This window comes from Kitasatospora sp. NPDC001261 (genome assembly GCF_042896795.1).
In the GTDB taxonomy this organism is placed as follows: domain Bacteria; phylum Actinomycetota; class Actinomycetes; order Streptomycetales; family Streptomycetaceae; genus Kitasatospora.
Map to the genome: position 1 here is coordinate 50,846 of NZ_JBIAXP010000018.1, position 26,480 is coordinate 77,325.

A 26,480-nucleotide genomic window follows, 5' to 3' on the forward strand; every position below is an offset into this window, starting at 1 on the left:
CACGCGGAATAGTCCGGGAAAGAGGCGGAGCATGACCCTGACCGACCCCCTGTCCCCGCTCATCGAGTTCGACGACGTCGAACCGGCGGAGGACTGCATATGCGGGGGCTGCAACGCCCGCCGACGAGCACGGCTGCACGCCGCGCCCGTCCACGAGGGCGGACACGCCTCCGCCCGCAGCGTCCGCCGCCGGGCCGCCGTCCTGATGGCCGCCGTGGGCACCGCGCTGGGCGGCGGAGCGGCCGCCGCCGGCACCGCCACCGCGGCCCCCGCACCCGGCCCCACCCCGGGCGGCAACAGCAGCAGCCAGTCCCAGACCCCCCAGGGCGAGGTCAGCGGCCTCTACGGCCAGGCCCCCGGCGCCCGTACCTTCGCCGCGCCGCGCGCCGCCGCGGCGCCGCTCACCCGGGCCCAGATCATCCAGCGCGCCCAGACCTGGGTCGACCAGGGCGTGCCGTACAGCATGAGCCGCTACTGGTCGGACGGCTACCGCCAGGACTGCTCCGGCTTCGTCTCGATGGCCTGGGGCCTGGGCAGCAGTCAGACCACCTGGACACTGCCCAACTTCGCCGAACGGATCGGCAAGAACGACCTCCAGCCCGGCGACGTCCTCATCTACAACAACCCGGCCAACCCCCAGGCCGGCTCGCACGTCACGATCTTCGGCGGCTGGGCCGACTCCTCCCGCACCAAGTACGTCGCCTACGAGCAGACCGGCCCCTCCGCCAAGAAGCGCTCCACCCCGTACGCGTACTGGAACAACTCCGGCTCCTACGTCCCGTACCGCTACACCGGCCTGTCCTCCGGCAGCAACGACGGCGGCGGCACCTCCTCCACCGCCTTCCCCGGGGCCGACAAGTTCGGCCCCGGCGCCAACAACGCGTCCGTCACCAGGCTCGGCCAGCTGCTGGTGCAGCGCGGCGGCGCCGGGTTCTACTCCGAGGGCCCCGGCCCGCGCTGGGGCGAGGCCGACCGCAAGGCCACCCAGGCCTTCCAACAGGCCCAGGGCTGGCGCGGCGCCGAGGCCGACGGCATCCCCGGCAAGGACACCTGGGACTACCTGGTCAACGGCAAGGGCCGCAACATCGGCGGCGGGGGAGGCACCCCGCTGCCGCCTCCGCCGCCGCCCGTCACCGGGGGCTCCGCCTTCCCCGGCGCGCAGTACTTCGGGCCGGGCCAGAGCAACGACCACATCCGGCAGCTCGGCGAGCAGCTGGTCCGCAAGGGCTTCGGCGGCTCGTACAGCGTCGGCCCGGGACCGCGCTGGACGGAGAGCGACCGCCGGGCCGTCCAGGCCTTCCAGCAGGCCCAGGGCTGGCGCGGCAGCGAGGCCGACGGCTACCCGGGCCCCGACACCTGGCGCCGGCTCTTCTCCTGACGCCCCCTCCGAGGCGCGGTGCCCACCCGGGCGCCGCGCCTCAGCGCTTGCCCGACATCCAGTGGAACAGGCCCATCCCGACGCTGGTCGCCAGGTTGAAGCTGGACACCCCGGGCCGCATCGGCACCGCCACCAACCGGTCGGCGCGGTCCTTGAGTTCCGCCGACACACCGTGCCGCTCCGTCCCGAAGGCGAGCAGCGCGTCGTCCGGGAACGGCACGTCCCGGATGTCCGCGCCCTCCGGGTCCAGCACGTACAGCGGCCCGTCCGGCAGCTCCGGCAGGGCCAGCCGCTCCACCGCGGTCGCGAAGTGCAGCCCGGCGCTCCCCCGCAGCACGTTCGGGTGCCACGGATCCAGGTCCCCGGTGGTCACCACCCCGGTGGCGCCGAAGCCCGCCGCGAGCCGGATCACCGCCCCGACGTTCCCCAGGTTGCGCGGGTTCTCCAGCAGCACCACCGGCGCCCGGCGCGGCAGCCGGCCCAGCACCGCCCGGTTCGCCTCGACCCCGGGCCGCACCGCCAGCGCGACCACCCCGGTCGGGTGCAGTCGCGGCACCAGCCCCCGCAGCGCCGCCTCCGGCAGCTCCACCGCGAGCCCCTCCAGCGCCGGAACGACGTCCGGCGCCAACTCACCCGCCAGCGCCAGCAGCGCGCCCCGGTCCGCGGTCAGCACCCGCCGCACCTCGCCGCCGAACCGCAGCGCGTGCTTCAGCGCGTGGAAGCCGTCCAGCAGCACCGCCCCCGGCTCCCGCTCGGCCGCCCGCCACGCCCGCACCAGCCCGTTCTCGTCCGTCCTGTTCACTCCGCCATCGTCTCCCCTGGGCGCCCCGCCGCGGCGATCACCTCGTCGAAACCGAGCGCCCGCCCCAGCGGGCCGTCCGTCGTGGCGGCCAGTCCGGCCAGCGCGAGGTCCAGGTGCCGGTGGACCAGCGAGCCGTCCGCGTCCAGCGCCGCCAGGGCGCCCGGCAGCGGACGGGACACCCGGACGCAGAGCAGCACCAGGTCCCCCATCCCGACGTCGGGGCGCAGCCGCCCGGCCTCCCGCGCGGCGCGCAGCAGATCCTCGACGGCCTCCACGGTGCCCCGCCGGACCGCCACCAGCTCCTCGTCCACCACCAGGCGCTCCAGCAGCACCACGATCGCCGCCCCCATCCGCAGATCGGCGGCGGCGTGCACGAAGCGGCGCAGCGCCTGCCAAGGGTCCGCCTCGACGCGCCGCGCCTCCTGCGCGGCCTCGCCGAGCCGGGCCAGCAGGTCGGTGACCAGCGCTCGGACCAGCGCCTCCCGGTCCGGGAAGCGCCGGTAGAGCGTGCCCGGGCCGACCCCGGCCCGCCGCACCACCGCGTCCAACGGGGCGTCCGGGCCCCGCTCCAGGAACACCTCGCAGGCGGCGTCCAGGATCCTGCGCCGGCTGCGTTCCGCGTCGGCCCTCATCCACCACTCCCTAACCGGAGAAAATCTCTCCCCCTATGCTAGCGTCACCAGAAGCGGAGAAAAACTCTCCGCCTCTCCCGGAGGAGCGCCACCATGCCGACCAGCCTCACCATCCGCACCGAGATCGACGGCACCCCCCACCCCCGCGAGGCCGTCCTCGCCTGGGAACTCGACCGCGCCCGCGCCGCCCTGCACCTCCTCAAGCAGCGCCTCGGCGACACCCGCACCCGCGAACTCCTCACCCCCGACACCACCGCCGCCGACACCGCCCTGACCACCTGGGCCCAGGCCTCCGCCGGCCACTGGCGCACCGCCGTCACCGAACTCACCGCCACCGGCATCGACGCCCGGACCTTCCTCACCTGGTGGCAGACCCGCCTCCACTCCGGCGACCGCACCGCCCTCCTCGCCGCCAACCCCGAGCACTACCTCGCCGACTCCACCGGCGACCGGGTCGAGATCATCGAAACCCTCGGCACCACCCCGACCCGCTTCTTCCTCCACTTCCACGACACCCCCGGCAACGCCACCTTCCCCGTCCGCATCGGCGGCACCGGCACCCTCGCCGACGGCACCGAAGTCCTCCACGTCATGCACGAGTTCGCCGACACCCCCGACGGCCTCCGCATCCGCCTCACCGTCCAGTTCCCCGAAGCCGCCCCCGACCTCCTCCCCACCGGCCACCAGTGGCACTTCGCCTGCGAGTTCACCAACTGGCTCCAAGCCGCCCACGCCGCCTGACAGCCCCCACTCCCCTCAACACCCACCCCCTCAGCCCCCCCACCTCCCGCACCAGGGCCACCTCCCCCCCCCACCCCTCCCCTCTGGCGAGAGGGACGCGCTGCGGGAGGGGGTGGCGCAGGGGGTGGCCGCGGAGAGGGGCGTGACGGGTGATTTTCAGACTGCCAACGGTCTGAACGCCCCACCTCCAGGGTCGGCAGTCTGAAAATCATCCAGCCCCCGGAGCGACCACCCCCGGAGCCGCCCCCGGCCCCCCACCCTCCCGAGAGCCCTCCCCCACAGAAGACCCCCGCAGAGCCCGCTCCAAGTCCCGCAGGGCCTGCCCCACCAACCGAACCCCCGCCCGCACCACATCCCGCTGCACCCCCGCCGGCGCCCCCGCCAACCCCTCCTCCAACCGCGCCTGCGCATCCCGCACCGCCCCGAACTCCACCGCCTGCCCCGTCAGCAGCGCCGCCGCCGCGAGCGCCGTCGCCAGCCGCAGCTCCTCCGCGTACTCCCCGGTCCCCGGCACGGGCTCCGCGTCCGCCGCCGGCAGGTGGGCCTCCAGCAGGACGGCCGCCCGCCCGAGGGCCCCGACCGCCGCCCGGGCCCGGTCGATCTGGCGCCGGCTGACCCCGGCCAGTCCGGTCTCGTGCCGGCCCGGTTCGGCGTCGGCCCGCTGCATCGCCTGGATCAGTTCGGACCGCGCCTCCCGCGAGTCCAGCAGCGCGCTCCGCACGACCCGACCGCGCGGCGCCGCCGGCTTCTCGTAGCAGGCGATCACCGCTCCCGCGTACCGTCCGGCGGCCGCCAGCCATTCGGCGAGCCGTTCGCCGAGCCGGGCGGTCTGCCAGGTCGGGAACAGCGCGTACGTGACGAGCGCGATCGACCCGCCGAGCAGGGTGAGCCCGACCCGTTCGAAGGCCGTCACCAGCGGGTTGCCCTCCTGCAGCCCGAGCAGGAACACCACGTACGTGGAGATCCCGACGGTGGTGAGCGCGTACCCGGTGCGGAACGCGAGGTACGCCCCGCCGATGCATAGCACCGCCAGCGCGGCCAGCACCCATTCCCCGGGGTGGAGCAGCTGCACCACGAGCGTCGAGACGGCGACTCCGACCACCGTCCCGGCCAGCCGGGCGACGCCCCGGCTGTAGGTCTGCGCGAAGTCCGGCCGCATCACCATCGCGGCGGTCATCGGCGCCCAGTACCCGTGGTGGAACCCGACGAGCCGGGCCAGCAGGTAGGCGACGGTGACCACCCCGGCGAGCCGGACGGCGTGCTGGAAGATCGCCGAGCGCGGGTGCAGCTGCCGCCGGACGGCCCGCGCCGCGACCGGCAGCATCCGGGCGATGGTGGGCTTGCGCAGCGCCCCGCCGGCCCCGACCACGGGCGTGGTGATGGTGTCCTCGTCGTTGCGGTCCAGGGTGTCCGCGGCCTTGCGCAGCAGCCCGCCGAGCCGCCGGGCGGAGCGCCGGGCCGCGCCCTGGAGCCGCGGCCCGTCGTCGGAGCCGACCAGGGTGAGCGAGGGCGCGGAGCGGGGGAGCCGGACCGGGTCGCCGGTGCGGATCGCCCGGGCGAGGGCGTCCATGACCTCGGCGGCGGCCGCCAGCACCTCCCGGGCCCGGTCCCGTTCGGGCCCCTCCTCGGGGGCGCCCACCTTGGGGTCGGCGAGTGCGGCGAGGGTGGGCCGGATGCGCTCGGCGATGCCGCGCAGGCCGCGCAGCTCGGGCGGCCGGTGGCGGTCCTGCCAGGGGGTGAGGGCGGCCGCGTGGCGGGCCGTCATGAACGGTTCCGGGTCCACGTGCGCGGTCGGGTCCTGCCGCAACCGCCGGGCGTAGTCGGCGAGTTCGGCGTAGGTGTCGGCGAGGGCCTGCCGCTGGGCGGTCCAGCTGCCGATCGGCCAGACGGTGATGACGGTGGCCTGGACGACCCCGCCGAGGGCGGCGACCAGCCCGTGGCTGAGCGCGGTGACGGTGCTGACGGGGAGCTGGACGACGATCAGCATCACCGAGACGGTGTTGGTGGCGACCACCCCGGCGGTGGGCCCGATCGCCCAGGCCAGCCCGGCGCCGAAGGCCCACACCGCGAGCAGTACCGGGAACAGTCCGGGGACGCCGGCGGCCAGGTAGCCGAGGAAGGTGCTGATGCCGAGTCCGGCCCCGGCCGCGACGGCGAGGCTGGCCCGGGGCCGGAAGCTGCGCTGGAAGGTCGCCGAGCCGGCGATGAACGCGCCCATCGCGGCCGAGGTGGCGAGCGCGACCCCGCCGAGCGTGAGGGTCGGGAAGAGCACCAGCGCCACCGCGACCGCCCCGCGCACCGCCCGCTTGGGGTCGGTGAGCGCCCGGTCCAGGGTGAGCCCGGTCCGCGCGGTGTCACGAAGTGCGGCGAACCAGGACATAGCGCCATCCTAGGGCGTGATCTCCGGGGCCGGGCCCGACCTCCGGCGGAGCCGCGCCGCCACCCACAGCAGGGCCCCGGTCGGCAGGAAGACCGCGTCCGCCGCGATCATCGCGAGCGAGAACACCGGCAGCCCGAGCACCACCGCGATCCCCGCGTGCTCCAGCACCATGACGGCCAGCAGGACGTTCTTGACCCGCCGGTTGACCAGCGTGAACGGGAACGCCACCTGGAGGACCACGGTGCCGTACGAGACCAGGAAGACCGGCAGCAGCGCCGAGCCGACCAGCGCGGACAGTCCCGGCCAGGGGGCGAAGTAGTCCAGGTGCAGCGGGTAGTACAGCGCGGTGCCGTCCTGCCAGCGCGAGCCCTGCACCTTGTACCAGCCGGCCGTGGCGTAGATCAGCACCACCTCGACGGCGATCACCAGCATCGCGCAGTTGTGCACCATGGTCGCCAGTGCGTCGAGCACCGCCCGCGGCTCGCCGTCCGGCCGCAGCCGGCCGAGCGTCCACCAGAGCCCGGCCACCGCCCAGAGCCCCCAGAACAGCGGCGACCAGCCGAGGTACGGGAAGGCCCGGTCGGTCCAGGTCAGGGTGTCGCCCGCGAAGCCGCCGAACTGACAGGCCGCCAGGACGGCTCCGAGCACCGCCCAGAGCACCACCCCGGTCCGCCCCGGCCGGGGCCTGCGGGCGTCCAGCGACCAGACCTCGGCGCAGCGGGTGAAGACCAGGTAGACCGCCATCAGGTGGACGACGTTGTCGCCGCCGTCGCCGAGGAAGACGTCGCGGTTCTGCAGGGACAGCACGGTGACCAGGAACAGCACGGTGCTCGCCCTGGTCCGCCAACCCAGCAGCACGGCCAGGGCGGCCAGCACCGCCAGGTGGTAGACCAGCTCGAACCAGAGCCGCCCGCCGAACCAGGGCAGCACGGTGAGCGCCCCGTTGTCGGCCAGCAGCCGCTGGGCCAGCTCCGTCGACCAGGGGGACCGGTCGCCGTACAGCACCCGCCGGTGGGGCCACTCGCGCAGCAGGTAGGCCAGCCAGACCAGCCCGAAGCCGATCCGCACCACCGCGGCCTGGTGGCGGCCGAGCACCCGTCCGGTGAAGGCCTCCGCCGCCCGTCCGAGCGGCGCCCGCGGCCCGCGCGCCTGCCGCGCCTCCCGCGCCGCACCGGGCTCCGCCGGCCGCCCGGCCCCGGCCTGCCGCGGCACACCGCCGGACGGCACCGCCGCACCCGGCGGCAGCGCCCCGTCGGCCCGTACCGTCGCCTCGTTCATCCGAGCAGCCCCCGGTAGTCCTCGTCCGCCACCGGCCACCACGGCAGCTCCCGCACCCGGGGCGCCGCCGGCGCGGGCTCGCCGCTCCAGGACGGCGGCGGGACGGTGACCGCGGTCGAGCGGAACTGGATCTCCAGGACCCGTTCGCCGTCCGCCTCCCGGCCGATCCGCTGCAGGGCGATCCGCTTGAGGTACTGCTCGGCGAGCCGGCCGCGCGGGGAGGCCGGGCTCTCGTCCTGCGGGTTGTGCGTGCCGTCGTAGAAGTCCCAGGCCCGGCGCAGCAGGTTCTGGTCGACGTGGCTGGGCGCCGGGTTGCCCCGTATCGCGGCGATGTCCTGCGCGGTCAGCCCGATCCAGTCCCCGGTACGGGTGGCCCCGGCGGGCGCGGCGGTGCGGACCCGGGCGTCCACGCTCACGTTCTGCTGGAGCGGGTTGGGCGCGAACAGCTTCCAGTTCTGCTCGAACTCCGGGTACACCAGGCCGTCGACCTCGTCCCGGTACTGCCGGGACACCGAGTTGGCGGGCGCGACGTGCAGGAAGACCGCGGCGAGGAACAGCCCGGTGCCGCCGGCCAGCACCGCCCCGGCGAAGCCGAGGACCAGCTGCGCGGGCCTGGACCAGGCCCGTCCGGCAGCCGGCCGGTCCGTCGTCTCGGTCATGGCCTCCCCCGACCGGTCGGCGGGCACCGCCGGCCCGGTGCCGGCGCGCTCGCGCGCGCCCATCCTGCCCTAAGGGCCGTGGGGCGGGGGCCGTCAGAGGACGAAGGCCTCCTGGCCGGTGCTGCTCACCATCGGACGGCCCGCACCCTGCCAGGCGTACATCCCGCCGTCCACGTTCACGGCCTCCCGGCCCTGCTGCACCAGGTACTGGACGACCTGCGCGGAGCGGCCGCCGACCCGGCAGAGCACGTACAGCTTCTCGTCCGGCAGCTCGCCGAGCCGGGCGATCACCTCGCCGATCGGGATGTGCAGGGCACCGTCCACGTGGCCGGCGTCCCACTCGTCCTGCTCGCGCACGTCCAGCAGGGCGGCGTCGGCGGGCACGGCGGCGGCGTCGGCGGAGGGGATCTGCGGGAACATCGTGTGGCTCTCCTGGGATTCGGTCGGGTGCGTGCCATTGTCGCCCACCGGCGCCGTGCCGTGGGCGCCGGAGGACGGGCCGTCCGCCGGGGCCGGGCCGCCGAGCAGCCGCGCCAGCTCGGCCTGCTGCCCGGCGGCCTTGGCCAGCAGCTCCTCGGCGAGCTGTTCCAGCAGCCGGTCCGGATCCTGCGGGGCGAGGGCGAGCAGCTGCCCCATCGGGGTCTGCTCCAGTCGGACCTGCTCGGCGGCGGTCTCGGCGATCTTGGCGGTCAGCCAGTCCAGCCGGCGGCGCAGCCAGTCCGAGCGGTCGGGGGAGTCGACGGCGGGCGCGGCCTCCGGCGCGGTGGACCACTCGGCGGCCAGGGCCCCCAGCGCGCCCGCGTCCCCGTACGCGTAGGCCTCGTTGACCCGGACCAGGAAGGCGGCCCGGCGCTGCTGCTCGCCCGGGTCGGTGGTCAGGTCGGGGTGGGCGCGGCGGACCAGCTCGCGGTAGATCCGCTGGGCCTCCTTGCCGGGCCGCACCCGCTCCGGCGCGGCGGGCGGCGGCGGGGCCGGCTCGCCGTCCTGGCCGGACTGCTCCCGCACCGAGTCGAACAGCGCGTCCAGGTCGGGCAGTTCGTCGACCTGCCGGCGCGCCTCGGCGGCCCGGCGCAGGTCCTCCGGCAGGCCGGTGCGGGCCGCCACGGCCTCGGCGACCAGCGCGTCCAGCTCGTCCAGCCGGGCGTAGAGCGGGCCGAGCAGCTGGTGGTGGATCAGCGCGAAGTTGTCGATCTCGACCCGCAGCGTCTGGACGTCCACGTCCATGCTGAGCCAGGCCAGCTCGGCGGCGGCGACCCGCTCCTCCAGTGCCTGCTGCTCCGGGTCGGTCCAGCGGGCGGGGCTCTGCGCGCTCAACTTCTCGCCTCTGTCTCGTCCGGCCGGCGGCGTCCTGCGGACCACTCGTACGGGCGGTCCGGCCTGCCACCCTACCGCCGTGATCGCGGGCCCCGTCCGGGTGAACCGGGGGTACGGACCGGCGCGCGGCACGCGACACGCAACCGATCCTGAGGAATCTCCCCGTTTCGGTGTCGAGCCCGGCCCGGTCCGTGCTTCGCTGGTATCCGCACAGCGTGCCTTCCTCCGGAGAGACGGCCGCCCCGGGCGCGGCGGCCAGGCGGGAGCAGAGCGAATCCATGGTGGCCGAGTCCAACTCCACACCGCGGCCGGCGGGCGACGGAACCGCGCCGGGCGACCACCCGACGGGGGTGGCCGCCCTGGTCCGGCTCGCCCCCGTCCTGGTCGACCGGTCCGGCCGGATCGCGCAGTGGGGGCGGGCCGCCGAAGAGCTCTTCGGCCACCGCGCCGACGTCGCCCACGACCGCCCGGCCTCCGGCCTGCTGCCCGCCCTGGAGTCGCGGGTGCTCGAACGCTGCTCCGTCCGCCGCCCCTGCGACGCGTTCGACACCCTCGCCGAACGGACCGCCGACGGCCGCCCCTGGATCGGAAGGCTGACCGTCACCGACCGCGAGGAGCACCAGCGCGACGTGCTCTGGTGGGCGTACCCGCTGCCCGGCCCGGTCGGCGGGCTGCTGGCGCTGGCCGCCGACGCCCGCCCGCTGCGCGCCACCGGGCCGCGGCTCGCGCTCGGCGAGCGGCTGCTCCCCTTCGCCGCCGCGCCCGGCGTCCGGGGCGGCTTCCACGCCCTGGCCGCGGCGCTCACCCCGGCCGGCCTGCCGGTGCCCGAGCCGCTGGTCCGGCTGCTGCCCGCCGCCCACCGCGCGGCGCTGCTGGCCGCGCTGGAACGGGGCGGACTGCCCGCCCTGCGGCTGGACCCGGCCACCGTGCTGCCGGTGCTGCCCGCCGACGCCCAGACCGGCAGGGCGCAGGCGGCCGCCGGCCTCGGCCGCCGCTACCCGACGCCCCAGCAGCGGGTCGCCCGGGTCGGCCCGCCGCCGCAGCCCGAGCAGGGCGCGCCCGGCCGCCGTCCGCCCGGCCCGCTGCCCGTCCAGCGCGAGACCCCGGACCGCCCCGCCGCCCAGCCCGCGGCCCCCTCCGCCGTCCGGCCGGTGGCCGCCGTCGGCGGCGGCTCGGCGGGCGCCGGCCCGTCCGTCCCTCCCCCCGCCTCCGGCCGGGAGGTGCCCCCGCCCACCGCAGGAGCCGCAGCCATCGAGCACGCCACCGTCGAGCCGTCCGCCACCGGCCGTCCGCCGCTGCGCACCGACCAGGCCCCGCCCGCCACCGTCCCGGTCCCCGCCCCCGCGGGCGGCGAGGGCCCGACCGGCGGCCGGCTCGGCCCGTTCCTCACCAACGGGCAGGCCGGCGAGCAGTTGGCCCTGCTGAACGAGGTCGGCGGCAAGGTCGGCACCACGCTGGACCTCGGCTTCACCGCCCACGAGCTCTGCCAGGTGCTGGTCCCCCGGGTCGCCGACTTCGCCTGCGTGGACCTGGTGGACGGGCTGATCTCGGACTCCGAGCTGCCGGCCGCCCGCCCGGACGACGCCACCATGCTGCGCCGGGTCGCCCTGGTCTACAACGAGACCGGCGGCGTCTGGGACCACGTGCTCTCCGAGGGCTCGCTGGTCAGCATGCCCCGCCGCACCCCGCCCGGGATGGCCCTCCAGCTGAACCAGCCAGTGCTGGTCCCGGTGGTCAGCCCGGACGTCGCGGTCGACTACGCGATCGCGCTCGGCGACGCCCGGCTGACCCCGGTGGTCACCGGCCGCTCGATGCTGGTCGTCCCGCTCTCCGCCCGCGGCACCGTGCTGGGCATCCTCAAGCTGCTCCGGCTGCCGGACCGCGCGCCCTTCGACGAGAGCGACGCCGCGACGCTCAAGGAGCTGGCCGTCCGCGCCGCGCTGTCGCTGGACAACGCCCGGCTGCACCGCGCCGAGGCCAGGGTCGCCACCACCCTGCAGCGCTCGATGATCCCGACCCGCCCGCCGCAGATCCCCGGCGTGCAGATCGCCCACCGCTACCTGCCCGGTGACCCCAAGGCCGAGGTCGGCGGCGACTGGTTCGACGCCATCCAGCTGCCCGGCAGCCGGGTCGCCCTGGTGGTCGGCGACGTGATGGGCCACGGCATCCACTCGGCCGCCGCGATGGGCCGCTTCCGCACCGCGATGCAGACCCTCGCCGCCCTGGACCTGCCGCCCGGCCAGCTGCTGCGCCACCTGGACAACCTGGCCCACAAACTCGGCGACGACCACCTCGCGACCTGCCTGTACGCGGTCTACGACCCGATCAACCGGACCTGCGAGCTGGCCAGCGCCGGCCACGTCCCGCCCGTCCTGGTGCACCCGGACGGCACCGGCGAGCTGCTGGAGATCCCGGCCGGCGCGCCGATCGGCGTCGGCGGGGTGCCGTTCGTCGCCAAGACCATCGACGTCTCGGACGGCTCGATGCTGGTGCTCTGCACCGACGGCCTGGTCGAGGTCCGGGGCGGGGACATAGGAGCGGGCCTGGCCGCGCTCTGCGGCAACCTGATCGACCCCCGGGAGAGCCCCGAGCAGGCCTGCGACGTGGTGCTGCGCCGGCTGCACTCGGACGACCGCAAGGACGACGTCGCCCTGCTGGTGGCCCGCTTCGACGGGGTCGCCCCGTCCGAGGTGGCCACCTGGGACCTCACCGTGGACCACCGCGAGGTCGGCCGGGCCCGCTCGCTGGTCCGCGAGCAGCTGGCCGGCTGGCACCTGGAGGCGCTCAGCGACACCACCGAGCTGCTGGTCAGCGAGCTGGTGACGAACGCCGTCCGGGTCGCCCGGGACACCGTGAAGCTCCAGCTGATCCGGGTGGACAAACTGCTGGTCGAGGTCAGCGACGACAACCACAACCTGCCCTCGCTGGAGCCGGCCGAGCAGCTCGGCGAGACCGGCCGCGGCCTCACCCTGGTCACCAAGCTCGCCGAGCGCTGGGGCACCGCCCGCAAGGCGGTGGGCAAGGTCGTCTGGTTCGAGCTCCCGCTCCCGCACGCCTGACGGCCGCACCGACGGGCCCCGGGCACCGAACGGCCGCGTACGGGCACCCGTACGCGGCCGGCTTGAGCGCGGTCGGCGCCCGTCAGGGGATGACGGCCCCCGCCGAGGTGCGCCGACGGGCCTCCACCGCGACCTCCCGCGAGGCGGCCGCGGCCACCGAGGCGGCGGCGCCGACCCCGGCCAGCACCCGCGGCCAGAAGTCCCCGAAGACCTCGACCGAGACGGCGATCAGCAGCGCGGTGATCACCGCGACCACGTGCTCCAGACCGGCCAGGTTCGGCAGCACGACCGCCTCGCCGATCATCACCGCCACCACCAGGCCGGCGGTGAGCCAGGCCCGGCAGCGGAACGCGATGCAGATCGCCAGCGCCACCACCGCGGCCGAGGGCCCGGTGTCCCGCACGTAGGCGACCCACTTCGGGAAGCCGAACAGGTGGTGCGGCCCGATCGCCACGCCGACCCGGGCGAACAGCGTGCCCGCCAGGGTGCAGGTGTAGGCGACCACCAGGGTCATCCGCCGGCCGAGCACGATCTCGGCGATCGAGAAGACCACGAACACCTGGGCCAGCGCCCCCCAGACCGGAAGGTCCAGCGCCGGCACGTACAGGGAGAGCGGGGTCCGCAGCAGCGAGACGTCCAGCGGCAGCGCCGCCCGCACCACCCCGATGTTGTTCACGAAACGCTCGCCGCCCGGCAGGTGCTGGACGACGCTGAACAGCAGGATCAGAAACGTCGCGACGGTGGCCAGGGGAACGGCGGCGAACTTCTTTCGCACCACCGCGTCCCGGACCGTCGCGAACAGCGTTCCCCACTCGGCGACAGCGGCCGCTCCGGCGATTGCCAGCGGCCCCTTTCGCACGCCCCCCGCGTGGGTCCTGTGCATCACAACAGTTTCTCCGAATCCCCGAACGCTCTACTACTCCAACATTAGAAGCCAGTTAACAAAGCCACATCGGCACGGATGGGGAGTCGGGTCATCCTCTGGGGGGAGGCAATCCCCCCATCAGCCCCCCAATTCGACCGGCCGGTCCCCTCCGCCCCCCGACGGAGGGCTACCCCTTCCCGTCCCGGGCCGCCACCGGGACCCGCGGCGCCACCACGGCGGCCCGGGCGTGCCGGCGGCGGAACAGGGCGGGCAGGCTCGGCGCGACGATGAAACCCTCGGCGCGCGCGCTCGCGATACCGATCCGCGGAATCTCGCTGCTCTTCTCGAAGAGCAGGTAACGCGGTTCCCAGATCGGGCGGTACTTGGCATTGGCGCGGTACAGCGACTCGATCTGCCACCAGCGCGAGAAGAATCCCAGGATCGAGCGCCACAGCCGCAGCACCGGGCCGGCGCCGAGGCGCGAACCGCGCTCGAAGACGGAACGGAACATCGCGAAGTTCAGCGACACCCGCTTCAGCCCGACCTCGTCGGCGCGCTGCAGCAGCTCGATGACCATGAACTCCATCAGGCCGTTCTCGGTGTCCCGGGCCCGGCGCATCAGGTCCAGCGAGAGCCCGTCCGGGCCCCACGGCACGAAGCTCAGCAGCGCCTTGAGCTCGCCGTCCCCGTCGTGGCACTCCAGCATCACGCAGCGGCCGTCGCCCGGGTCGCCGAGCCGGCCGAGCGCCATCGAGAAGCCGCGCTCGGTCGCCCCGTCGCGCCACTCGTCGGCCTTGGCCACCAGCTCGGCCATCTCCGCCTCGGAGATGTCCTCGTGCCGGCGGATCCGCACCGTGTACCCGGCCCGCTTGACCCGGTTGTAGGCCTGCCGGACCACCCGCATCGCGCGGCCGTCCAGCGAGAACTCGTCCAGCTCGACGATCGCCTCGTCGCCCAGCTCCAGCGCGTCCAGCCCGTGCCGGGCGTAGATCACCCCGGCCTCCTCCGAGGCGCCCATCACGGCCGGCGCCCAGGCGTGCTCGCGGGCCTCGGACAGCCAGGCGTCGATCGCGCCCGGCCAGGCCTCCGGGTCCCCGATCGGGTCGCCCGAGGCGAGCGAGACGCCGCCGATGACCCGGTAGGTGACCGCCGCCTTGCCGCTGGGGGAGAAGACGACCGCCTTGTCCCGGCGCAGCGCGAAGTAGCCGAGCGAGTCCCGCTCGCCCTGCTTGTCCAGCAGGCCGCGCAGCCTGGCCTCGTCCTCGGCGGTGAGCAGCTCCTTGCCGCGCGGGCTGCGGAAGGCGACGTACAGCACCAGCAGGAAGAGCACCGCGCCCATCGCGTTGATCGCGGCGTTCACCCAGGTCGGCGCGGCGATCACCGAGCGCAGGTGCTCGGTCGGGGTGATCGTGATCATCCGGCCGACCGAGTACCGGAACAGGTCCCAGAAGCCGGCGCCGGAAAGCTCGTTGGTCATCCAGACCAGCAGCGCCCCGACCCCGCCGCCGAACGCCAGCCCGCCGACGAAGGTGGCCGCCGCGGTCTTCGGGTTGGAGCTGTCGCCCTTGGACGTGAACTCCTTCCGCCCGACCAGCAGCGCCAGGACGAACAGGCAGGTCAGGACGGTGGAGAAGTAGTTGAGCGGGTGCCTGTTGAAGCGCTCGTCCGGCACCAGCATGAACGCCAGGTAGAGCAGCGCGAAGAGACCGCCGAGCGCCGTGTTGAAGATCCACGCGGCCCGCTTGCGCCGCCGCATCGCGATCGCGAGGAAGACCGACAGCACCGCGCTGGCCAGCCCGGAGGTCATCAGGTACGGGGTGAAGTACTCACCCTCGTTGTGCTCGCTGACCTGGTTCCGGAAGGGCACCAGCAGGACCGTCGCCACGTTCAGCAGCGCGATCAGCCGCAGGTACCAGACGGAGGCCGCGGCGGCCCTCGGACGCCAGCGACCGGGCTCGTCGACGGGCCGGGGCCCGGGGGACGTGGCGGACGGCTCCGACTTCACAGTGGACGACACAGCTCAATTCCAAACGATCAGATGGTGGGGCGCATCCGCGAACGGCCCGGCGCCGGGCGCCCGCTCGGGCCCGACGGACTGACCGGCGACCTCGCCCGGCCGACCGCCCGAAATGGAGAAGCGGCCGGAAAAGAGTCAGCCAACTCCATGTTTCCCCACCCAGCCTGAGAATTGCGTGAACCGGGTAGCGGATTCCCACCCCCGCCGAACGGCGGGGGTGAGCGCCCGCCGCACGTTCGGCACCCCGCCCCGCCTACCCCTACCCTCGAAACGACCCACGCGGACCGCCCCGACCCGGCCGCCCGAACCGAGGAGGCACCATCACCACCACCCGCGTGCTGATCGTCGACGACGAGATCCTGGTCCGCTCCGGCCTGGGGCTGATCGTCGGCTCCGCCGCCGACCTGGAGGTGGTCGGCGACTGCTCCGGCGGGCAGGCCGAGGAGCACGTCCAGCGGCTGCGCCCGCACGTGGTGCTGCTCGACATCCGGATGCCCGACCTCGACGGCATCTCGGTGCTGCGCCGCCTGCGCGCCCTGCCCGACCCGCCCGCCGTGGCGATGCTCACCACCTTCGACACCGACGAGTACATCGGCACCGCGCTGCGGGCCGGCGCGGCCGGCTTCCTGCTCAAGGACACCGCCCCCGACCAGCTGGTGCACGCCGTCCGGGTGCTCGCGGCCGGCGGCAACATCCTCTCCCCGACCGTCACCCGCACCGTGATCGGCGGCTACGTGGACGGCGGCGGCCCGGACGCCGAGGCCACCGCGCTCGCCCGCACCCTCACCGGCCGCGAGCTGGACGTGCTCTCGCTGCTCGGCGAGGGCCTGTCCAACGCCGAGATCGCCGACCGGCTGTTCCTCGGCACCGGCACGGTCAAGGACCACATCAGCGCGATCCTCGGCAAACTCGGCGCCGCCAACCGGGTCCAGGCCGCCGTCCTGGCCCACCGGGCCGGTCTGGTCCGGCCCAAGCCCGGCGACGGGGCATGACGACCGCCGACCAACTGCCGTCCCGACGGCTGCCGGCCTGGTGCACCGCCCCCTGGCTGATGCTGCTGCTGCCCGTCCTGTACGGCCTGCTGGACGCCGCCCTGGTGGCCCGGGAGGCCGCCTGGTGGCAGGTGGCGCTGTCCACGCTGGCCGCCGTCGCCCTGTTCTGGCGCCGCCGCTTCCCGGTGGTGGCACTGCTCCTCACCATGCCGGGCAGCTGGGTGGACGAGATCTGGCTGGCCCCGATCACGGCCGTCTACTCGGTGGCCGCCGAGCGCCCCCGCCCCCGGGTCGTGATCCCCTGCGGCGTCCTGTTCGCGCTGGTCGAGTTCTTCCACTGGCCGCTGCCCCAGGACGTCCTCGACCTCAGCCGCGCCACCGCGCTGGACGCCATCCAGGCCGTGATGCTGGCGGCCGGCCCGGCCGCCACCGGTCTGCTCGCCCGCACCCGGCGGGAGCTGGCCGCCCGGCTGGACGAGCTGACCCGCGGCCAGGAGCGGGAGAGCCGGCTGCTGGCCGAGCGGGTGCTGATCAGCGAGCGCGGCCGGCTGGCCCGGGAGATGCACGACGTGGTCTCGCACCAGGTCAGCCTGATCAGCATCCAGGCGGGCGCGCTCCAGGTGAGCAGCCCCGACCCGGCCGCGGTGACCGCCGCCCGCACCATCCGGGAACTGTCCGTACGGACCCTGGACGAGCTGCGGCAGATGGTCGGGGTGCTGCGCGGCACCGGCGGACTGCCGGACGCCCCGCTCGCCCCGCAGCCCCGGCTGGCCGACCTGCCCCGGCTGATCGAGCAGAGCGGCCTGGCCGCGGACACCGAGCTGCTCCCCGGCGACCGCCCGTGGCCGGAGGCGGTCGAGCGGGCCGCCTACCGCACCGTCCAGGAGGCGCTCACCAACATCACCAAGTACGCCCCGGAGGCGGCGGTGCACGTCCGGGTCCGGGCGAAGGGCCGCCGGCTGCGCGTCGAGGTCCGCAACGAGGCCCCGCCGGTGCGTCCGGCCGAGACCCTGCCGGGCGGCGGCCACGGCCTGGTCGGCCTGCGCGAGCGCGCCCAGCTGCTGGGCGGCACCCTCACCGCGGGGCCGACCCAGGACGGCGGCTTCGAGGTCCGCGCCGAACTCCCGGCCAGCCGCGGCTGATCCCGCCCGCCCCCGAGATCCACGCCACCGGGGAGTGGACGACAAAAAAGCCCCGCAGATCCGTAGATCTGCGGGGCTTCGCTGTGCGCGAGGGGGGAGTTGAACCCCCACGCCCTTTCGGGCACTGGAACCTGAATCCAGCGCGTCTGCCTATTCCGCCACCCGCGCATGGGTGTTGTCCTCGTTGCCGACCGGTCTTCCGAACCACTCGGTACCATCGGTACTTCGCGCTTCCTGGACCGGCCTCCCTTTCGGGCGGCCCTTCCGACGTGGAAAACATTAGCACGACCTGGGGGGCTGCTCCGAATCCGTTGTCCGGGGAGGCCCACGGCACCCGAACCGATGCCCGACGCACGCCCGTGCGACTGCCGGAAGGGTGCTCCGACGGGCACACCTGGCGTGCCGTACCCGACATGCGTCACCCTGTGTGTCCGAGCCCACCCCCGGGCACCACACGGTCCGGGAACCGTACGGAAGGGCCCGGCGTGGATACGATCAGTACGGAAGTACCGCAAGTAGGAGGCGCGACCGGGTCCCGGGCGGGATCCGGCCGGCAGGCAGGCGAACGAACCCTGGAAGGGGGTGCCCCATGGGAGTGCTGAAGAAGTTCGAGCAGCGGCTCGAGGGTCTCGTCAACGGCACCTTCGCCAAGGTGTTCAAGTCCGAGGTCCAGCCCGTGGAGATCGCCGGAGCGCTGCAGCGCGAGTGCGACAACAACGCGAGCATCTGGAACCGCGACCGCACCGTCGTGCCGAACGACTTCATCGTCGAACTGAGCCCGCACGACCACGAGCGGCTGAGCCCCTACTCCGGGCAGCTCGGCACCGAACTGGCCGGCATGGTCCGCGAGTACGCGGAGGCCCAGCGGTACACCTTCATGGGCCCGCTCCAGGTGAACCTGGAGAAGGCCGACGACCTGGACACCGGGCTGTACCGGGTGCGCAGCCGCACCCTCGCCGCCGAGGAGCCCCCGCAGCAGCAGCAGCAGTACGCGCCGCCGCAGCCCGGCTACGACCGTGCGCCGGCCGCACCGGCCCCCGGCGCACCGTGGCAGCAGCCCGGCGCCGGCCAGTACAACGCGCCCCCGCCGCCGGCCGCGCCCCCCGCGATGCCCCCCGGTCAGCCGGCGCCCGCGGGCGGCAACGTCCGGGCGTTCCCCGGCGCGGGCCACGGCGGCGCCGGGACGCGCCGCTGGATCGAGGTGAACGGCGCCCGCCACCAGATCACCGGCTCGGCCTGCGTGCTCGGCCGCTCGACCGAGGCGGACGTGCGGATCGACGACCCCGGGGTCTCCCGCAAGCACGCCGAGATCCGGCCCGGCACCCCTTCGATGGTGCTCGACCTGGGGTCCACCAACGGCATCGTGGTGGACGGACAGCACACCCAGCGCGCTACGCTCCGCGACGGCTCGCGAATCGTCGTGGGCTCCACCACCATCGTCTACCGGCAGGTCGAAGGGTAGTGTCCGAATTGTTCGCGCGCCTCGCTCACCGACTGGCGGGACGGTCATGTCAGAACTGACCCTCACGGTCATGCGGCTGGGCTTCCTGGCCGTGTTGTGGCTGTTCGTCATCGTCGCGATCCAGGTGATCCGCAGCGACCTGTTCGGCACCAAGGTGAACCCGCGCTCCTCCCGTCGGGGCGCGAGCGCCACGACCGGCGGCGGCGCGGCCACCTCGACCGCCGCACGCGCCGCGGCGCCGACCCAGGCCGGCCCCGCGGCGGCCCAGACCCAGGGCGGCGGCGGGCGCCGCCGCGGCGGTCCGACCCAGCTCGTCGTGGTGCAGGGCTCGCTGGCCGGCACCACGGTGGCGCTCCAGGGCCAGACCATCACGCTCGGCCGCGCGCACGACTCCACCATCGTGCTGGACGACGACTACGCGTCCTCCCGGCATGCCAGGATCTATCCGGATCAGACTGGGCAGTGGACGGTCGAGGATCTAGGCTCCACCAACGGCACCTATCTGGACCGGCAGCGCCTGACCGCGCCCACTCCGCTCCAGCCGGGCATGCCGATCCGTATCGGCAGGACCGTCATCGAACTGCGGAAGTAGTAGCGCATGAGGGACAGCATCCCGTCCATGACCCAGAGGGGGGCACAGGTCGCATGACCCTGGTGCTGCGCTTCGCCGCCGGCTCCCACAAGGGACTGATCCGGGAGGGGAACGAGGACTCCGGCTACGCCGGGCCGCGGCTGCTGGCCGTGGCCGACGGCATGGGCGGCGCCGCGGCCGGCGAGGTCGCTTCCTCCGAGGTGCTCGGCTCGATCGTCCGGCTGGACGAGGACGTGCCCGGCCCCGACCTGCTGACCCTGCTGGGCGACGCCGTCCAGGGCGCCAACGACCGGCTCCGGCAGATGGTCGAGGAGGACCCGCAGCTGGAGGGCATGGGCTGCACGCTCACCGCCATGCTGTGGACGGGCCAGCGGATGGGCATGGTGCACGTCGGCGACTCCCGCGCCTACCTGCTGCGCGACGGTTCCCTGGTGCAGATCACCCAGGACCACACCTGGGTGCAGCGCCTGGTCGACGAGGGCCGGATCACGCCCGAGGAGGCCGAGACCCACCCGCAGCGCTCGCTGCTGATGCGGGCGCTGGACGGCCGCGGCCAGGTCGAGCCCGACCTGTCGATCCGCGAGGTCCGGGCCGGCGACCGCTACCTGATCTGCTCCGACGGCCTCTCCGGCCCGGTCAGCCACCAGACCCTCCAGGACACCCTCGGCAGCTACTACGCGCCCGAGCAGACCGTGCAGGAGCTGATCCAGCTCGCGCTGCGCGGCGGCGGTCCGGACAACATCACCTGCATCGTGGCGGACGTCATCGACGTCGGCGCCACGGACACCATGAGCGGCCAGTTCAACGACGTCCCGGTGGTGGTCGGCGCGGTCGCCGACGCCCCGCCGTCCTCGGCCGCCGCCGACCGCTCGATCGCGGACACCCCGGCCGGCCGCGCCGCCGGTCTCGGCCGCGGCCCGCAGGGCGCCTTCGGCCCGGCCGAGGGCTACGCGGAGGGCTTCGGCCCCGCGCAGAACGGCTTCGGTCCCGCCGAGGGCTACGAGGGCGAGTACGGCCCCGGCTCCGGCGAGCCCTCGGTGTACGGCACCGAGGACTTCGACGAGGAGCGGCCCTCGAGGCGCAAGCGCAAGGGCCTGACGGTCTCGCTGGCCGCCCTGGTCACGCTGGGCCTGCTCGGCGGCGCCGGCTACTTCGGCTACCAGTGGACCCAGGACCAGTACTACGTCGGCACCCAGGACGACCACGTCGCGATCTACCAGGGCATCAACCAGAACCTGGCCGGGGTGAGCCTGTCCTCGGTGCACTCCTCGTACAGCAGGATCCAGCTGAAGTGGCTGCCCGAGGACCAGCAGGTCCACGTGAAGAAGACCATCTCGGTCGGCAGCATGAAGGACGCCCAGTCGACGGTCAACGAGCTCGACGGCTGGGTCCAGCTCTGCCAGAAGGCCGCCAAGGCGACCGCCCCGGCCGTACCGCCCGCCACCCAGGCGACGCAGGCCGCGTACCTGGCCAGCACGCCCACCCCGACCGAGAAGAACCGCGGTCCGGCCGCCACCACGCCGACCACCGCGCCCCCGGCCTCGCCGACCGCCCCGACGGCACCCGCCCCGGCGCCGAACGCGACCCCTCCGGCCACCGGCACGCAGGGCGACCAGGCCCCCCCACTGACCGAAGAGGAACTCAGCCGGGCCAACTCCTGCCCGAAGCAGTGACGTCCGTGATCCGACATAGGACCGCCCCGAGCGGGTTTGCCGGCCGTCAGGGAGCGGTCACCACGTGAGCAGCTACGACCTGAGCCAGGAAACCACCCGGTCCGGCCGACGCCGGGCGGCGGCCGAACGCACGATCCCCCGTCGGCGGGGCAACACCACGATCTCCCCGCAGGAGGCGCCGAACCGGCGCAACACCGAGCTGGCCCTGCTGGTCTTCGCGGTGCTGCTGCCGGTCCTCGCGTACGCCAACGTCGGCCTCGCGATGGACGCCAAGCTGCCCGCGGGCATGCTCGGCTACGGGCTCGGCATGGGCGCCCTGGCACTGGTCGCGCACCTGCTGGTGCGCCGCTTCGCGCCGTACGCGGACCCGCTGATGCTGCCGATCGCCACCCTGCTCAACGGCCTCGGGGTGGTGATGATCTGGCGGCTGGACAAGGCGGGCAAGCTGCTCCGGGGCAACTACCCGGCGGCCGAGAACCAGCTGATGTGGTCGGCCCTCGGGATCGCCGGCTTCATCGGGGTGATGGTGCTGCTGAAGGACCACCGGGTGCTCCAGCGCTACACCTACATCTCGATGGTGGTGGCCCTGGTCCTGCTCGCGGCGCCGGCCTTCTTCCCGTCCCGGGCGGAGGACTTCGGCGCCAAGATCTGGATCCGGATGGGCAGCTTCTCCATCCAGCCGGGCGAGTTCGCCAAGATCGTCCTGACCGTGTTCTTCGCCGGCTACCTGATGGTCAAGCGGGACGCCCTGGCGCTGGCCAGCCGCCGGTTCATGGGCCTGTACCTGCCGCGCGGCCGCGACCTCGGCCCGATCATCGTGATCTGGCTGCTCAGCCTGCTGATCCTGATCTTCGAGAACGACCTGGGCACGTCCTTCCTGTTCTTCGGCCTGTTCGTGGTGATGCTCTACGTCGCCACCGAGCGGACCAGCTGGATCCTGTTCGGCCTGCTGATGTCGGTCGGCGGCGCGGTCGCGGTCGCCTCGACCGCGAGCCACGTGAAGGTCCGCATCGACGCCTGGCTCGACCCGATGGCCGCCTTCGGCGCCAACCCGCCGAAGGGTGCCACCGAGCAGATCGGCCAGTCGCTGATGGCGCTCGGCTCCGGCGGGGTCACCGGCTCCGGCCTGGGCCAGGGCCGCTCCTGGCTGATCGCCTTCGCCGCCAAGAGCGACTTCATCCTGGGCTCGTTCGGCGAGGAGCTCGGGCTGACCGGCCTGATGGCGATCTTCCTGCTGTACGCCCTGCTGGTGCAGCGCGGCCTGCGCACCGCGCTCGCCGCCCGCGACCCGTTCGGCAAGCTGTTCGCCGTCGGCCTCTCCTCGGCGATGGCGATCCAGGTGTTCGTCGTGGCCGGCGGTGTCACCGGGCTGATCCCGCTCACCGGTATGACCATGCCGTTCCTCGCGCAGGGCGGTTCGTCCGTGGTCGCCAACTGGGCGCTGGTCGCGATCCTGCTGAAGATCAGCGACAGCGCCCGCCGACCGGGGGCCGAACCGGCCCCGCCCACCGAGGGCCAGGAGGGACCAGCCCGATGAACAAGCCGATCCGCCGGGTCTCGATCTTCTGCCTCGTCCTGATCCTGGCCCTGATGGTGCGCACCAACTGGGTGCAGGGCGTCCAGGCCGAGTCCTGGGCCACCAACAAGAACAACAAGCGCCAGCTGTACGACCGGTACGCCCACCCGCGCGGCAACATCATCGTCAGCGGCCAGCCGGTCACGAAGTCCGACTTCGTCAACGGCCTGCGCTACAAGTACAAGCGGTCCTGGGTCGACGGCCCGATGTACGCCCCGGTGACCGGCTACTCCTCCCAGGCCTACGGCTCCAGCCAGCTGGAGAACCTGGAGGACGGCATCCTCTCCGGCACCGACGACCGGCTGTTCTTCCGCAACACCCTGGACATGCTGACGGGCGAGCAGAAGCGCGGCGGCGACGTCGTCACCACCATCAACGCCAAGGTGCAGAAGGCCGCCTTCGACGCGATGGGCAACAAGAAGGGCGCGGTGGTCGCCCTCGACCCGAAGACCGGCGCGATCCTGGGCCTGGTCTCCACCCCGTCCTACGACCCCGGCACCTTCGCCGGCGGCGAGGCCGCCGACACCAAGGCCTGGACGGACCTCAACGCGGACCCGAACAAGCCGATGCTCAACCGGGCGCTGAAGGAGACCTATCCGCCCGGCTCGACCTTCAAGCTGGTCACCGCGACCGCGGCGTTCGAGAACGGCCGCTACCAGAGCATCGACGACGCCACGGACACCCCGGACCCGTGGGTCCTGCCCGGCACGACCACCCAGCTGAAGAACGAGAGCCCGAACGAGCGCTGCGAGAACGCCACCGTCAAGTCCGGGATGGACCAGTCCTGCAACACGGTCTTCGCCAAGATGGGCGCGGACCTGGGCAAGGAGCGGATGCGGGCGCAGGCCGAGAAGTTCGGCTTCAACAGCACGATCGACACCCCGGTCCGCTCCGAGAAGAGCGTCTTCCCGGACAGCTCGAGCCCGGACGGCACCGCCCAGGACTCGATCGGCCAGCACGACACCCGCGCCACCCCGCTCCAGATGGCCATGGTCTCCGCCGCGATCGCCAACAACGGCAGCCTGATGCAGCCGTACCTGGTCGACCAGGAGCGCTCGGCCACGCTGACCACCGTCTCCAAGCACACCGAGAAGCAGTTCTCCCAGGCGATGAGCCCGGCCACCGCGCAGAAGATGCAGGACCTGATGGTCTCGGTGGTCGAGAACGGCACCGGCACCAACGCCAAGATCCCCGGCCTGCAGGTCGGCGGCAAGACCGGCACCGCGCAGCACGGCGAGGACAACGCCGGGCTCCCGTTCGCCTGGTTCACCTCCTGGGCGAAGACCCCGGACGGCCAGTCGGTCGCGGTCGCGGTGGTGGTCGAGGACGGCTCCCAGAACCGCGACGGCATCAGCGGCGGCCGCCTCGCCGCCCCGATCGCCAAGGCGGTGATGCAGGCCGCACTCGGCAAGTAGGAGCGCGGGTCCGGGGTGAGGGGAATGTCACGATGGGCAGCCCCGTCCGGATACCGGTCTGGTATCGGCCGACGGCTGACTCCGGTCCGCTGCGGTCCGACCGGTAGCGTATCCGCCAGCAGCGGGTGTGCCCGTTGCCGCCCGCGAGGCACCGCACGGCCCGGCCGGAGAACCGGTCGCGGACCGCGCGGCGTCACCCAGAGCGTGCGGGGACACCTACGTCACAACCTCACCGGCGGGTGAGGGAGAGGGTCGGAACTATGGAAGAGCCTCGTCGCCTCGGCGGCAGGTACGAGCTCGGCGGCGTCCTCGGACGCGGCGGCATGGCCGAGGTGTACCTCGCCCATGACACCCGACTCGGCCGCTCCGTCGCTGTGAAGACGCTCCGGGCCGACATGGCCCGGGATCCGTCGTTCCAGGCCCGGTTCCGCCGCGAGGCGCAGTCGGCGGCGTCCCTGAACCACCCCGCCATCGTCGCCGTGTACGACACCGGCGAGGACTACATCGACGGCATCTCCATCCCGTACATCGTGATGGAGTACGTCGAGGGGTCCACGCTGCGCGAGCTGCTGCACTCCGGCCGCCGGCTGCTGCCCGAGCGGGCGCTGGAGATGACCATCGGCATCCTCCAGGCCCTGGAGTACTCGCACCGGGCCGGCATCGTGCACCGCGACATCAAGCCGGCCAACGTGATGCTGACCCGGCAGGGCAACGTCAAGGTCATGGACTTCGGCATCGCCCGTGCGATGGGTGACGCCGGGATGACCATGACGCAGACCTCGGCCGTCATCGGCACCGCCCAGTACCTCTCCCCCGAGCAGGCCAAGGGCGAGCAGGTCGACGCCCGCTCCGACCTCTACTCCACCGGCTGCCTGCTCTACGAGCTGCTGACCGTGCGCCCGCCGTTCGTCGGCGACTCGCCCGTCGCGGTGGCCTACCAGCACGTCCGGGAGGAGCCGCAGCCGCCGTCGGTCTTCGACCCCGAGGTGCGCCCCGAGGTCGACGCGATCGTGCTGAAGGCGCTCGCCAAGGACCGCGACTACCGCTACCAGAGCGCCGACGAGATGCGCGACGACATCGAGCGCTTCCTCGACGGCCTGCCGGTGGCCGCCGCCCAGCAGGCCGCGTACGGCATGGGCCCGGGCGGCTACGGCTACGACCAGAACGGCTACCCGCAGCAGCACGACCCGTACGGCCAGACCAACGTGCTGCCGCAGCAGCCCGGCGGCCCGACCACCGTCCTGCCGCAGGCCTCCGGGCAGCCCGGCTACGGGCAGCAGGGCGGCTACCAGGACGACGGCTACGGCCAGACCTACGCCGGCCAGGCGGGCGGCAACGACGGCTACGACGACGGCTACGGCCGCGGCGGGGGCCGGCGGGGCGAGGACCCGCCGAAGAAGAGCAACACCTCCTGGATCGTGCTGGCGGTGGCCGCCGTGCTGGTCCTGGTCGGCACCTTCTTCGTCGCCCAGGCGATGTTCGCCGACAAGGGCACCAAGGAGACCGCGAAGGTCACCGCGCCGAACCTGGTCGGCAAGACCCTGGCGGAGGCCAAGACGGCCGCCGCCGCGGCCGGTGCCAAGCTCGTGGTGACCGAGGGCGACAAGATCGCCTGCCCGGACACCAACATCAAGAAGGACCAGGTCTGCACCCAGACCCCGCAGTCCGGCACCCAGGTCGCCGAGACCTCCACCATCACGGTGCAGGTCTCCTCGGGCCCGGCCAAGGCGCAGGTCCCCGGTGTGGTCGGCAAGCCCAAGGACCAGGCCACCAAGGCGCTCGCCGACCTCGGCTTCACCAACGTGACCACCGAGTACAAGGACGACGACACCGCCGCGCAGGACACCGTCACCGCCCAGGACCCGGCGCCCAACGCGGCCGTCGACCCGAGCGCCCCGATCAAGCTGACCGTGTCGCAGGGCAAGGCCAAGGTGACCGTCCCGAACGTGGCCGGGGCCCAGAAGGAGGACGCGCAGGCGACCCTCCAGGGCCTCGGCTTCCAGGTGGACGTCTCGAAGACCGCGCCGGCCCCCGACCCGAGCAAGGTCAACACCGTCGCCTCGCAGTCGATCCCGGCCAACACCAAGGCCCCGGCCAACAGCAAGATCTCGCTGACGATCTTCAAGGCGCAGGACAAGCCCCAGGTCCCGCCGCTGGCGAACGTCAAGCTGGGCGCCGCCGCGGACCAGCTGAAGGCGCTCGGCCTGACCTACGTCGTGGTCAGCGGTCCCCCGGACCCGAACGCGACGATCCTCCAGAGCAACCCGCCGGCGGGCACCCAGGTCGACCCGAACACCCAGATCCAGCTGTACACCAAGGCGGCCGAGCCCCCGAAAGGGAGCGACCCCACCACCACACCCCCCAAAGGGGACCACTAGGCCTCCGGTATTCCCCTGGTTCGGCTGAGCCGGGGAACGAGCAGCACGGAGCACGCCCGAGGGCCCGCCGCGACGAACGCGGCGGGCCCTCGGGCGTTCCGTACGGGCTCCAGGAGGCCCCTGGG

The 26,480-nt window shown here is 73.7% G+C and carries 19 protein-coding genes and 1 tRNA gene; 11 read left to right on the plus strand and 9 right to left on the minus strand.

Annotated elements, in window-relative coordinates:
- The first annotated feature begins 31 nt into the window (after positions 1–31).
- Positions 32–1,378, plus strand: a complete 1,347-nt coding sequence (locus tag ACFY4B_RS24065) for a peptidoglycan-binding protein (protein WP_387970874.1) — start codon at positions 32–34, stop codon at positions 1,376–1,378.
- A 40-nt stretch (positions 1,379–1,418) separates the two neighbouring features.
- Here the strand turns inward: ACFY4B_RS24065 and ACFY4B_RS24070 are convergent, their stop codons facing one another.
- Positions 1,419–2,180: a TrmH family RNA methyltransferase gene (locus ACFY4B_RS24070; protein WP_387970877.1), complete on the minus strand. Its 762-nt coding sequence runs from the start codon at positions 2,178–2,180 to the stop codon at positions 1,419–1,421.
- Positions 2,177–2,812, minus strand: a complete 636-nt coding sequence (locus tag ACFY4B_RS24075; RefSeq protein ID WP_387970880.1) for a TetR family transcriptional regulator — start codon at positions 2,810–2,812, stop codon at positions 2,177–2,179. The genes ACFY4B_RS24070 and ACFY4B_RS24075 overlap by 4 nt, the downstream gene beginning before the upstream one ends.
- A 93-nt stretch (positions 2,813–2,905) precedes the next feature.
- Here ACFY4B_RS24075 and ACFY4B_RS24080 point away from each other — a divergent pair, with 93 nt between their 5' ends.
- Positions 2,906–3,553 (plus strand): hypothetical protein, encoded by a 648-nt coding sequence (locus ACFY4B_RS24080; protein ID WP_375876547.1) that lies wholly within the window; start codon positions 2,906–2,908, stop codon positions 3,551–3,553.
- A gap of 208 nt (positions 3,554–3,761) precedes the next feature.
- On the opposite strand, the gene ACFY4B_RS24085 is transcribed toward ACFY4B_RS24080, so the two are convergent.
- The 4 genes from ACFY4B_RS24085 to ACFY4B_RS24100 form a co-directional block, all read right to left on the minus strand.
- Complete coding sequence (locus tag ACFY4B_RS24085; protein ID WP_387970882.1) at positions 3,762–5,933, minus strand: FUSC family protein; 2,172 nt, start codon at positions 5,931–5,933, stop codon at positions 3,762–3,764.
- A 9-nt stretch (positions 5,934–5,942) separates the two neighbouring features.
- Entirely contained in the window at positions 5,943–7,211 is a 1,269-nt protein-coding gene (locus ACFY4B_RS24090; RefSeq protein WP_387970885.1) for an HTTM domain-containing protein, read from the minus strand.
- On the minus strand, positions 7,208–7,870 hold the full coding sequence (locus ACFY4B_RS24095; RefSeq protein WP_049660264.1) for a DUF5819 family protein: 663 nt from the start codon (positions 7,868–7,870) through the stop codon (positions 7,208–7,210). Before ACFY4B_RS24095 ends, ACFY4B_RS24090 begins: the two co-directional genes overlap by 4 nt.
- A gap of 93 nt (positions 7,871–7,963) precedes the next feature.
- Positions 7,964–9,184 carry a rhodanese-like domain-containing protein gene (locus tag ACFY4B_RS24100; protein WP_387970889.1) on the minus strand — a complete coding sequence of 407 codons (1,221 nt, stop codon included), beginning with the start codon at positions 9,182–9,184 and terminating at the stop codon, positions 7,964–7,966.
- A gap of 215 nt (positions 9,185–9,399) precedes the next feature.
- Here ACFY4B_RS24100 and ACFY4B_RS24105 point away from each other — a divergent pair, with 215 nt between their 5' ends.
- Entirely contained in the window at positions 9,400–12,243 is a 2,844-nt protein-coding gene (locus tag ACFY4B_RS24105; RefSeq protein WP_387970892.1) for a SpoIIE family protein phosphatase, read from the plus strand.
- Positions 12,244–12,325: 82 nt separating this feature from the next.
- Here ACFY4B_RS24105 and ACFY4B_RS24110 read toward each other — a convergent pair whose 3' ends face one another.
- Positions 12,326–13,126, minus strand: a complete 801-nt coding sequence (locus ACFY4B_RS24110) for a hypothetical protein (protein WP_159028583.1) — start codon at positions 13,124–13,126, stop codon at positions 12,326–12,328.
- Between the two features lie 169 nt (positions 13,127–13,295).
- Positions 13,296–15,125, minus strand: coding sequence for a phosphatidylglycerol lysyltransferase domain-containing protein (locus ACFY4B_RS24115; protein WP_079272003.1), 1,830 nt, complete (start codon positions 15,123–15,125; stop codon positions 13,296–13,298).
- Between the two features lie 338 nt (positions 15,126–15,463).
- Between ACFY4B_RS24115 and ACFY4B_RS24120 the strand changes: the two genes are divergently transcribed.
- Positions 15,464–16,117 carry a response regulator transcription factor gene (locus ACFY4B_RS24120; RefSeq protein WP_234348583.1) on the plus strand — a complete coding sequence of 218 codons (654 nt, stop codon included), beginning with the start codon at positions 15,464–15,466 and terminating at the stop codon, positions 16,115–16,117.
- Positions 16,114–17,259: a sensor histidine kinase gene (locus tag ACFY4B_RS24125; protein ID WP_387970895.1), complete on the plus strand. Its 1,146-nt coding sequence runs from the start codon at positions 16,114–16,116 to the stop codon at positions 17,257–17,259. The genes ACFY4B_RS24120 and ACFY4B_RS24125 overlap by 4 nt, the downstream gene beginning before the upstream one ends.
- Before the next feature lie 84 nt (positions 17,260–17,343).
- Here ACFY4B_RS24125 and ACFY4B_RS24130 read toward each other — a convergent pair.
- Positions 17,344–17,427, minus strand: a tRNA-Leu gene (locus ACFY4B_RS24130).
- A gap of 421 nt (positions 17,428–17,848) precedes the next feature.
- Between ACFY4B_RS24130 and ACFY4B_RS24135 the strand changes: the two genes are divergently transcribed.
- The 6 genes from ACFY4B_RS24135 to pknB all read left to right on the plus strand — a co-directional run bounded on the left by ACFY4B_RS24135 (position 17,849) and on the right by pknB (position 26,355).
- Positions 17,849–18,721, plus strand: coding sequence for an FhaA domain-containing protein (locus ACFY4B_RS24135; RefSeq protein ID WP_387970898.1), 873 nt, complete (start codon positions 17,849–17,851; stop codon positions 18,719–18,721).
- Between the two features lie 46 nt (positions 18,722–18,767).
- Positions 18,768–19,313, plus strand: a complete 546-nt coding sequence (locus ACFY4B_RS24140; protein ID WP_074001953.1) for an FHA domain-containing protein — start codon at positions 18,768–18,770, stop codon at positions 19,311–19,313.
- Between the two features lie 53 nt (positions 19,314–19,366).
- Positions 19,367–20,986: a PP2C family protein-serine/threonine phosphatase gene (locus tag ACFY4B_RS24145; RefSeq protein ID WP_387970900.1), complete on the plus strand. Its 1,620-nt coding sequence runs from the start codon at positions 19,367–19,369 to the stop codon at positions 20,984–20,986.
- Between the two features lie 133 nt (positions 20,987–21,119).
- On the plus strand, positions 21,120–22,523 hold the full coding sequence (locus ACFY4B_RS24150) for an FtsW/RodA/SpoVE family cell cycle protein (protein WP_049656877.1): 1,404 nt from the start codon (positions 21,120–21,122) through the stop codon (positions 22,521–22,523).
- Entirely contained in the window at positions 22,520–23,977 is a 1,458-nt protein-coding gene (locus ACFY4B_RS24155) for a peptidoglycan D,D-transpeptidase FtsI family protein (RefSeq protein WP_387970903.1), read from the plus strand. Before ACFY4B_RS24150 ends, ACFY4B_RS24155 begins: the two co-directional genes overlap by 4 nt.
- A gap of 260 nt (positions 23,978–24,237) precedes the next feature.
- Positions 24,238–26,355 (plus strand): Stk1 family PASTA domain-containing Ser/Thr kinase, encoded by a 2,118-nt coding sequence (pknB, locus tag ACFY4B_RS24160; RefSeq protein ID WP_074001950.1) that lies wholly within the window; start codon positions 24,238–24,240, stop codon positions 26,353–26,355.
- The last annotated feature ends 125 nt before the right edge of the window (positions 26,356–26,480 follow it).

What these genes read in the sequence shown, in the direction of transcription:
- ACFY4B_RS24080 (WP_375876547.1), top strand. Translation starts at nt 2,906, where the DNA reads ATGCCGACCAGCCTCACCATCCGCACCGAGATCGACGGCACCCCCCAC.
- ACFY4B_RS24090 (WP_387970885.1), bottom strand. Translation starts at nt 7,211, where the DNA reads ATGAACGAGGCGACGGTACGGGCCGACGGGGCGCTGCCGCCGGGTGCG.
- ACFY4B_RS24075 (WP_387970880.1), bottom strand. Translation starts at nt 2,812, where the DNA reads ATGAGGGCCGACGCGGAACGCAGCCGGCGCAGGATCCTGGACGCCGCC.
- ACFY4B_RS24135 (WP_387970898.1), top strand. Translation starts at nt 17,849, where the DNA reads ATGGGAGTGCTGAAGAAGTTCGAGCAGCGGCTCGAGGGTCTCGTCAAC.
- ACFY4B_RS24085 (WP_387970882.1), bottom strand. Translation starts at nt 5,933, where the DNA reads ATGTCCTGGTTCGCCGCACTTCGTGACACCGCGCGGACCGGGCTCACC.
- ACFY4B_RS24155 (WP_387970903.1), top strand. Translation starts at nt 22,520, where the DNA reads ATGAACAAGCCGATCCGCCGGGTCTCGATCTTCTGCCTCGTCCTGATC.
- ACFY4B_RS24065 (WP_387970874.1), top strand. Translation starts at nt 32, where the DNA reads ATGACCCTGACCGACCCCCTGTCCCCGCTCATCGAGTTCGACGACGTC.
- pknB (WP_074001950.1), top strand. Translation starts at nt 24,238, where the DNA reads ATGGAAGAGCCTCGTCGCCTCGGCGGCAGGTACGAGCTCGGCGGCGTC.
- ACFY4B_RS24145 (WP_387970900.1), top strand. Translation starts at nt 19,367, where the DNA reads ATGACCCTGGTGCTGCGCTTCGCCGCCGGCTCCCACAAGGGACTGATC.
- ACFY4B_RS24140 (WP_074001953.1), top strand. Translation starts at nt 18,768, where the DNA reads ATGTCAGAACTGACCCTCACGGTCATGCGGCTGGGCTTCCTGGCCGTG.
- ACFY4B_RS24095 (WP_049660264.1), bottom strand. Translation starts at nt 7,870, where the DNA reads ATGACCGAGACGACGGACCGGCCGGCTGCCGGACGGGCCTGGTCCAGG.
- ACFY4B_RS24110 (WP_159028583.1), bottom strand. Translation starts at nt 13,126, where the DNA reads ATGCACAGGACCCACGCGGGGGGCGTGCGAAAGGGGCCGCTGGCAATC.
- ACFY4B_RS24125 (WP_387970895.1), top strand. Translation starts at nt 16,114, where the DNA reads ATGACGACCGCCGACCAACTGCCGTCCCGACGGCTGCCGGCCTGGTGC.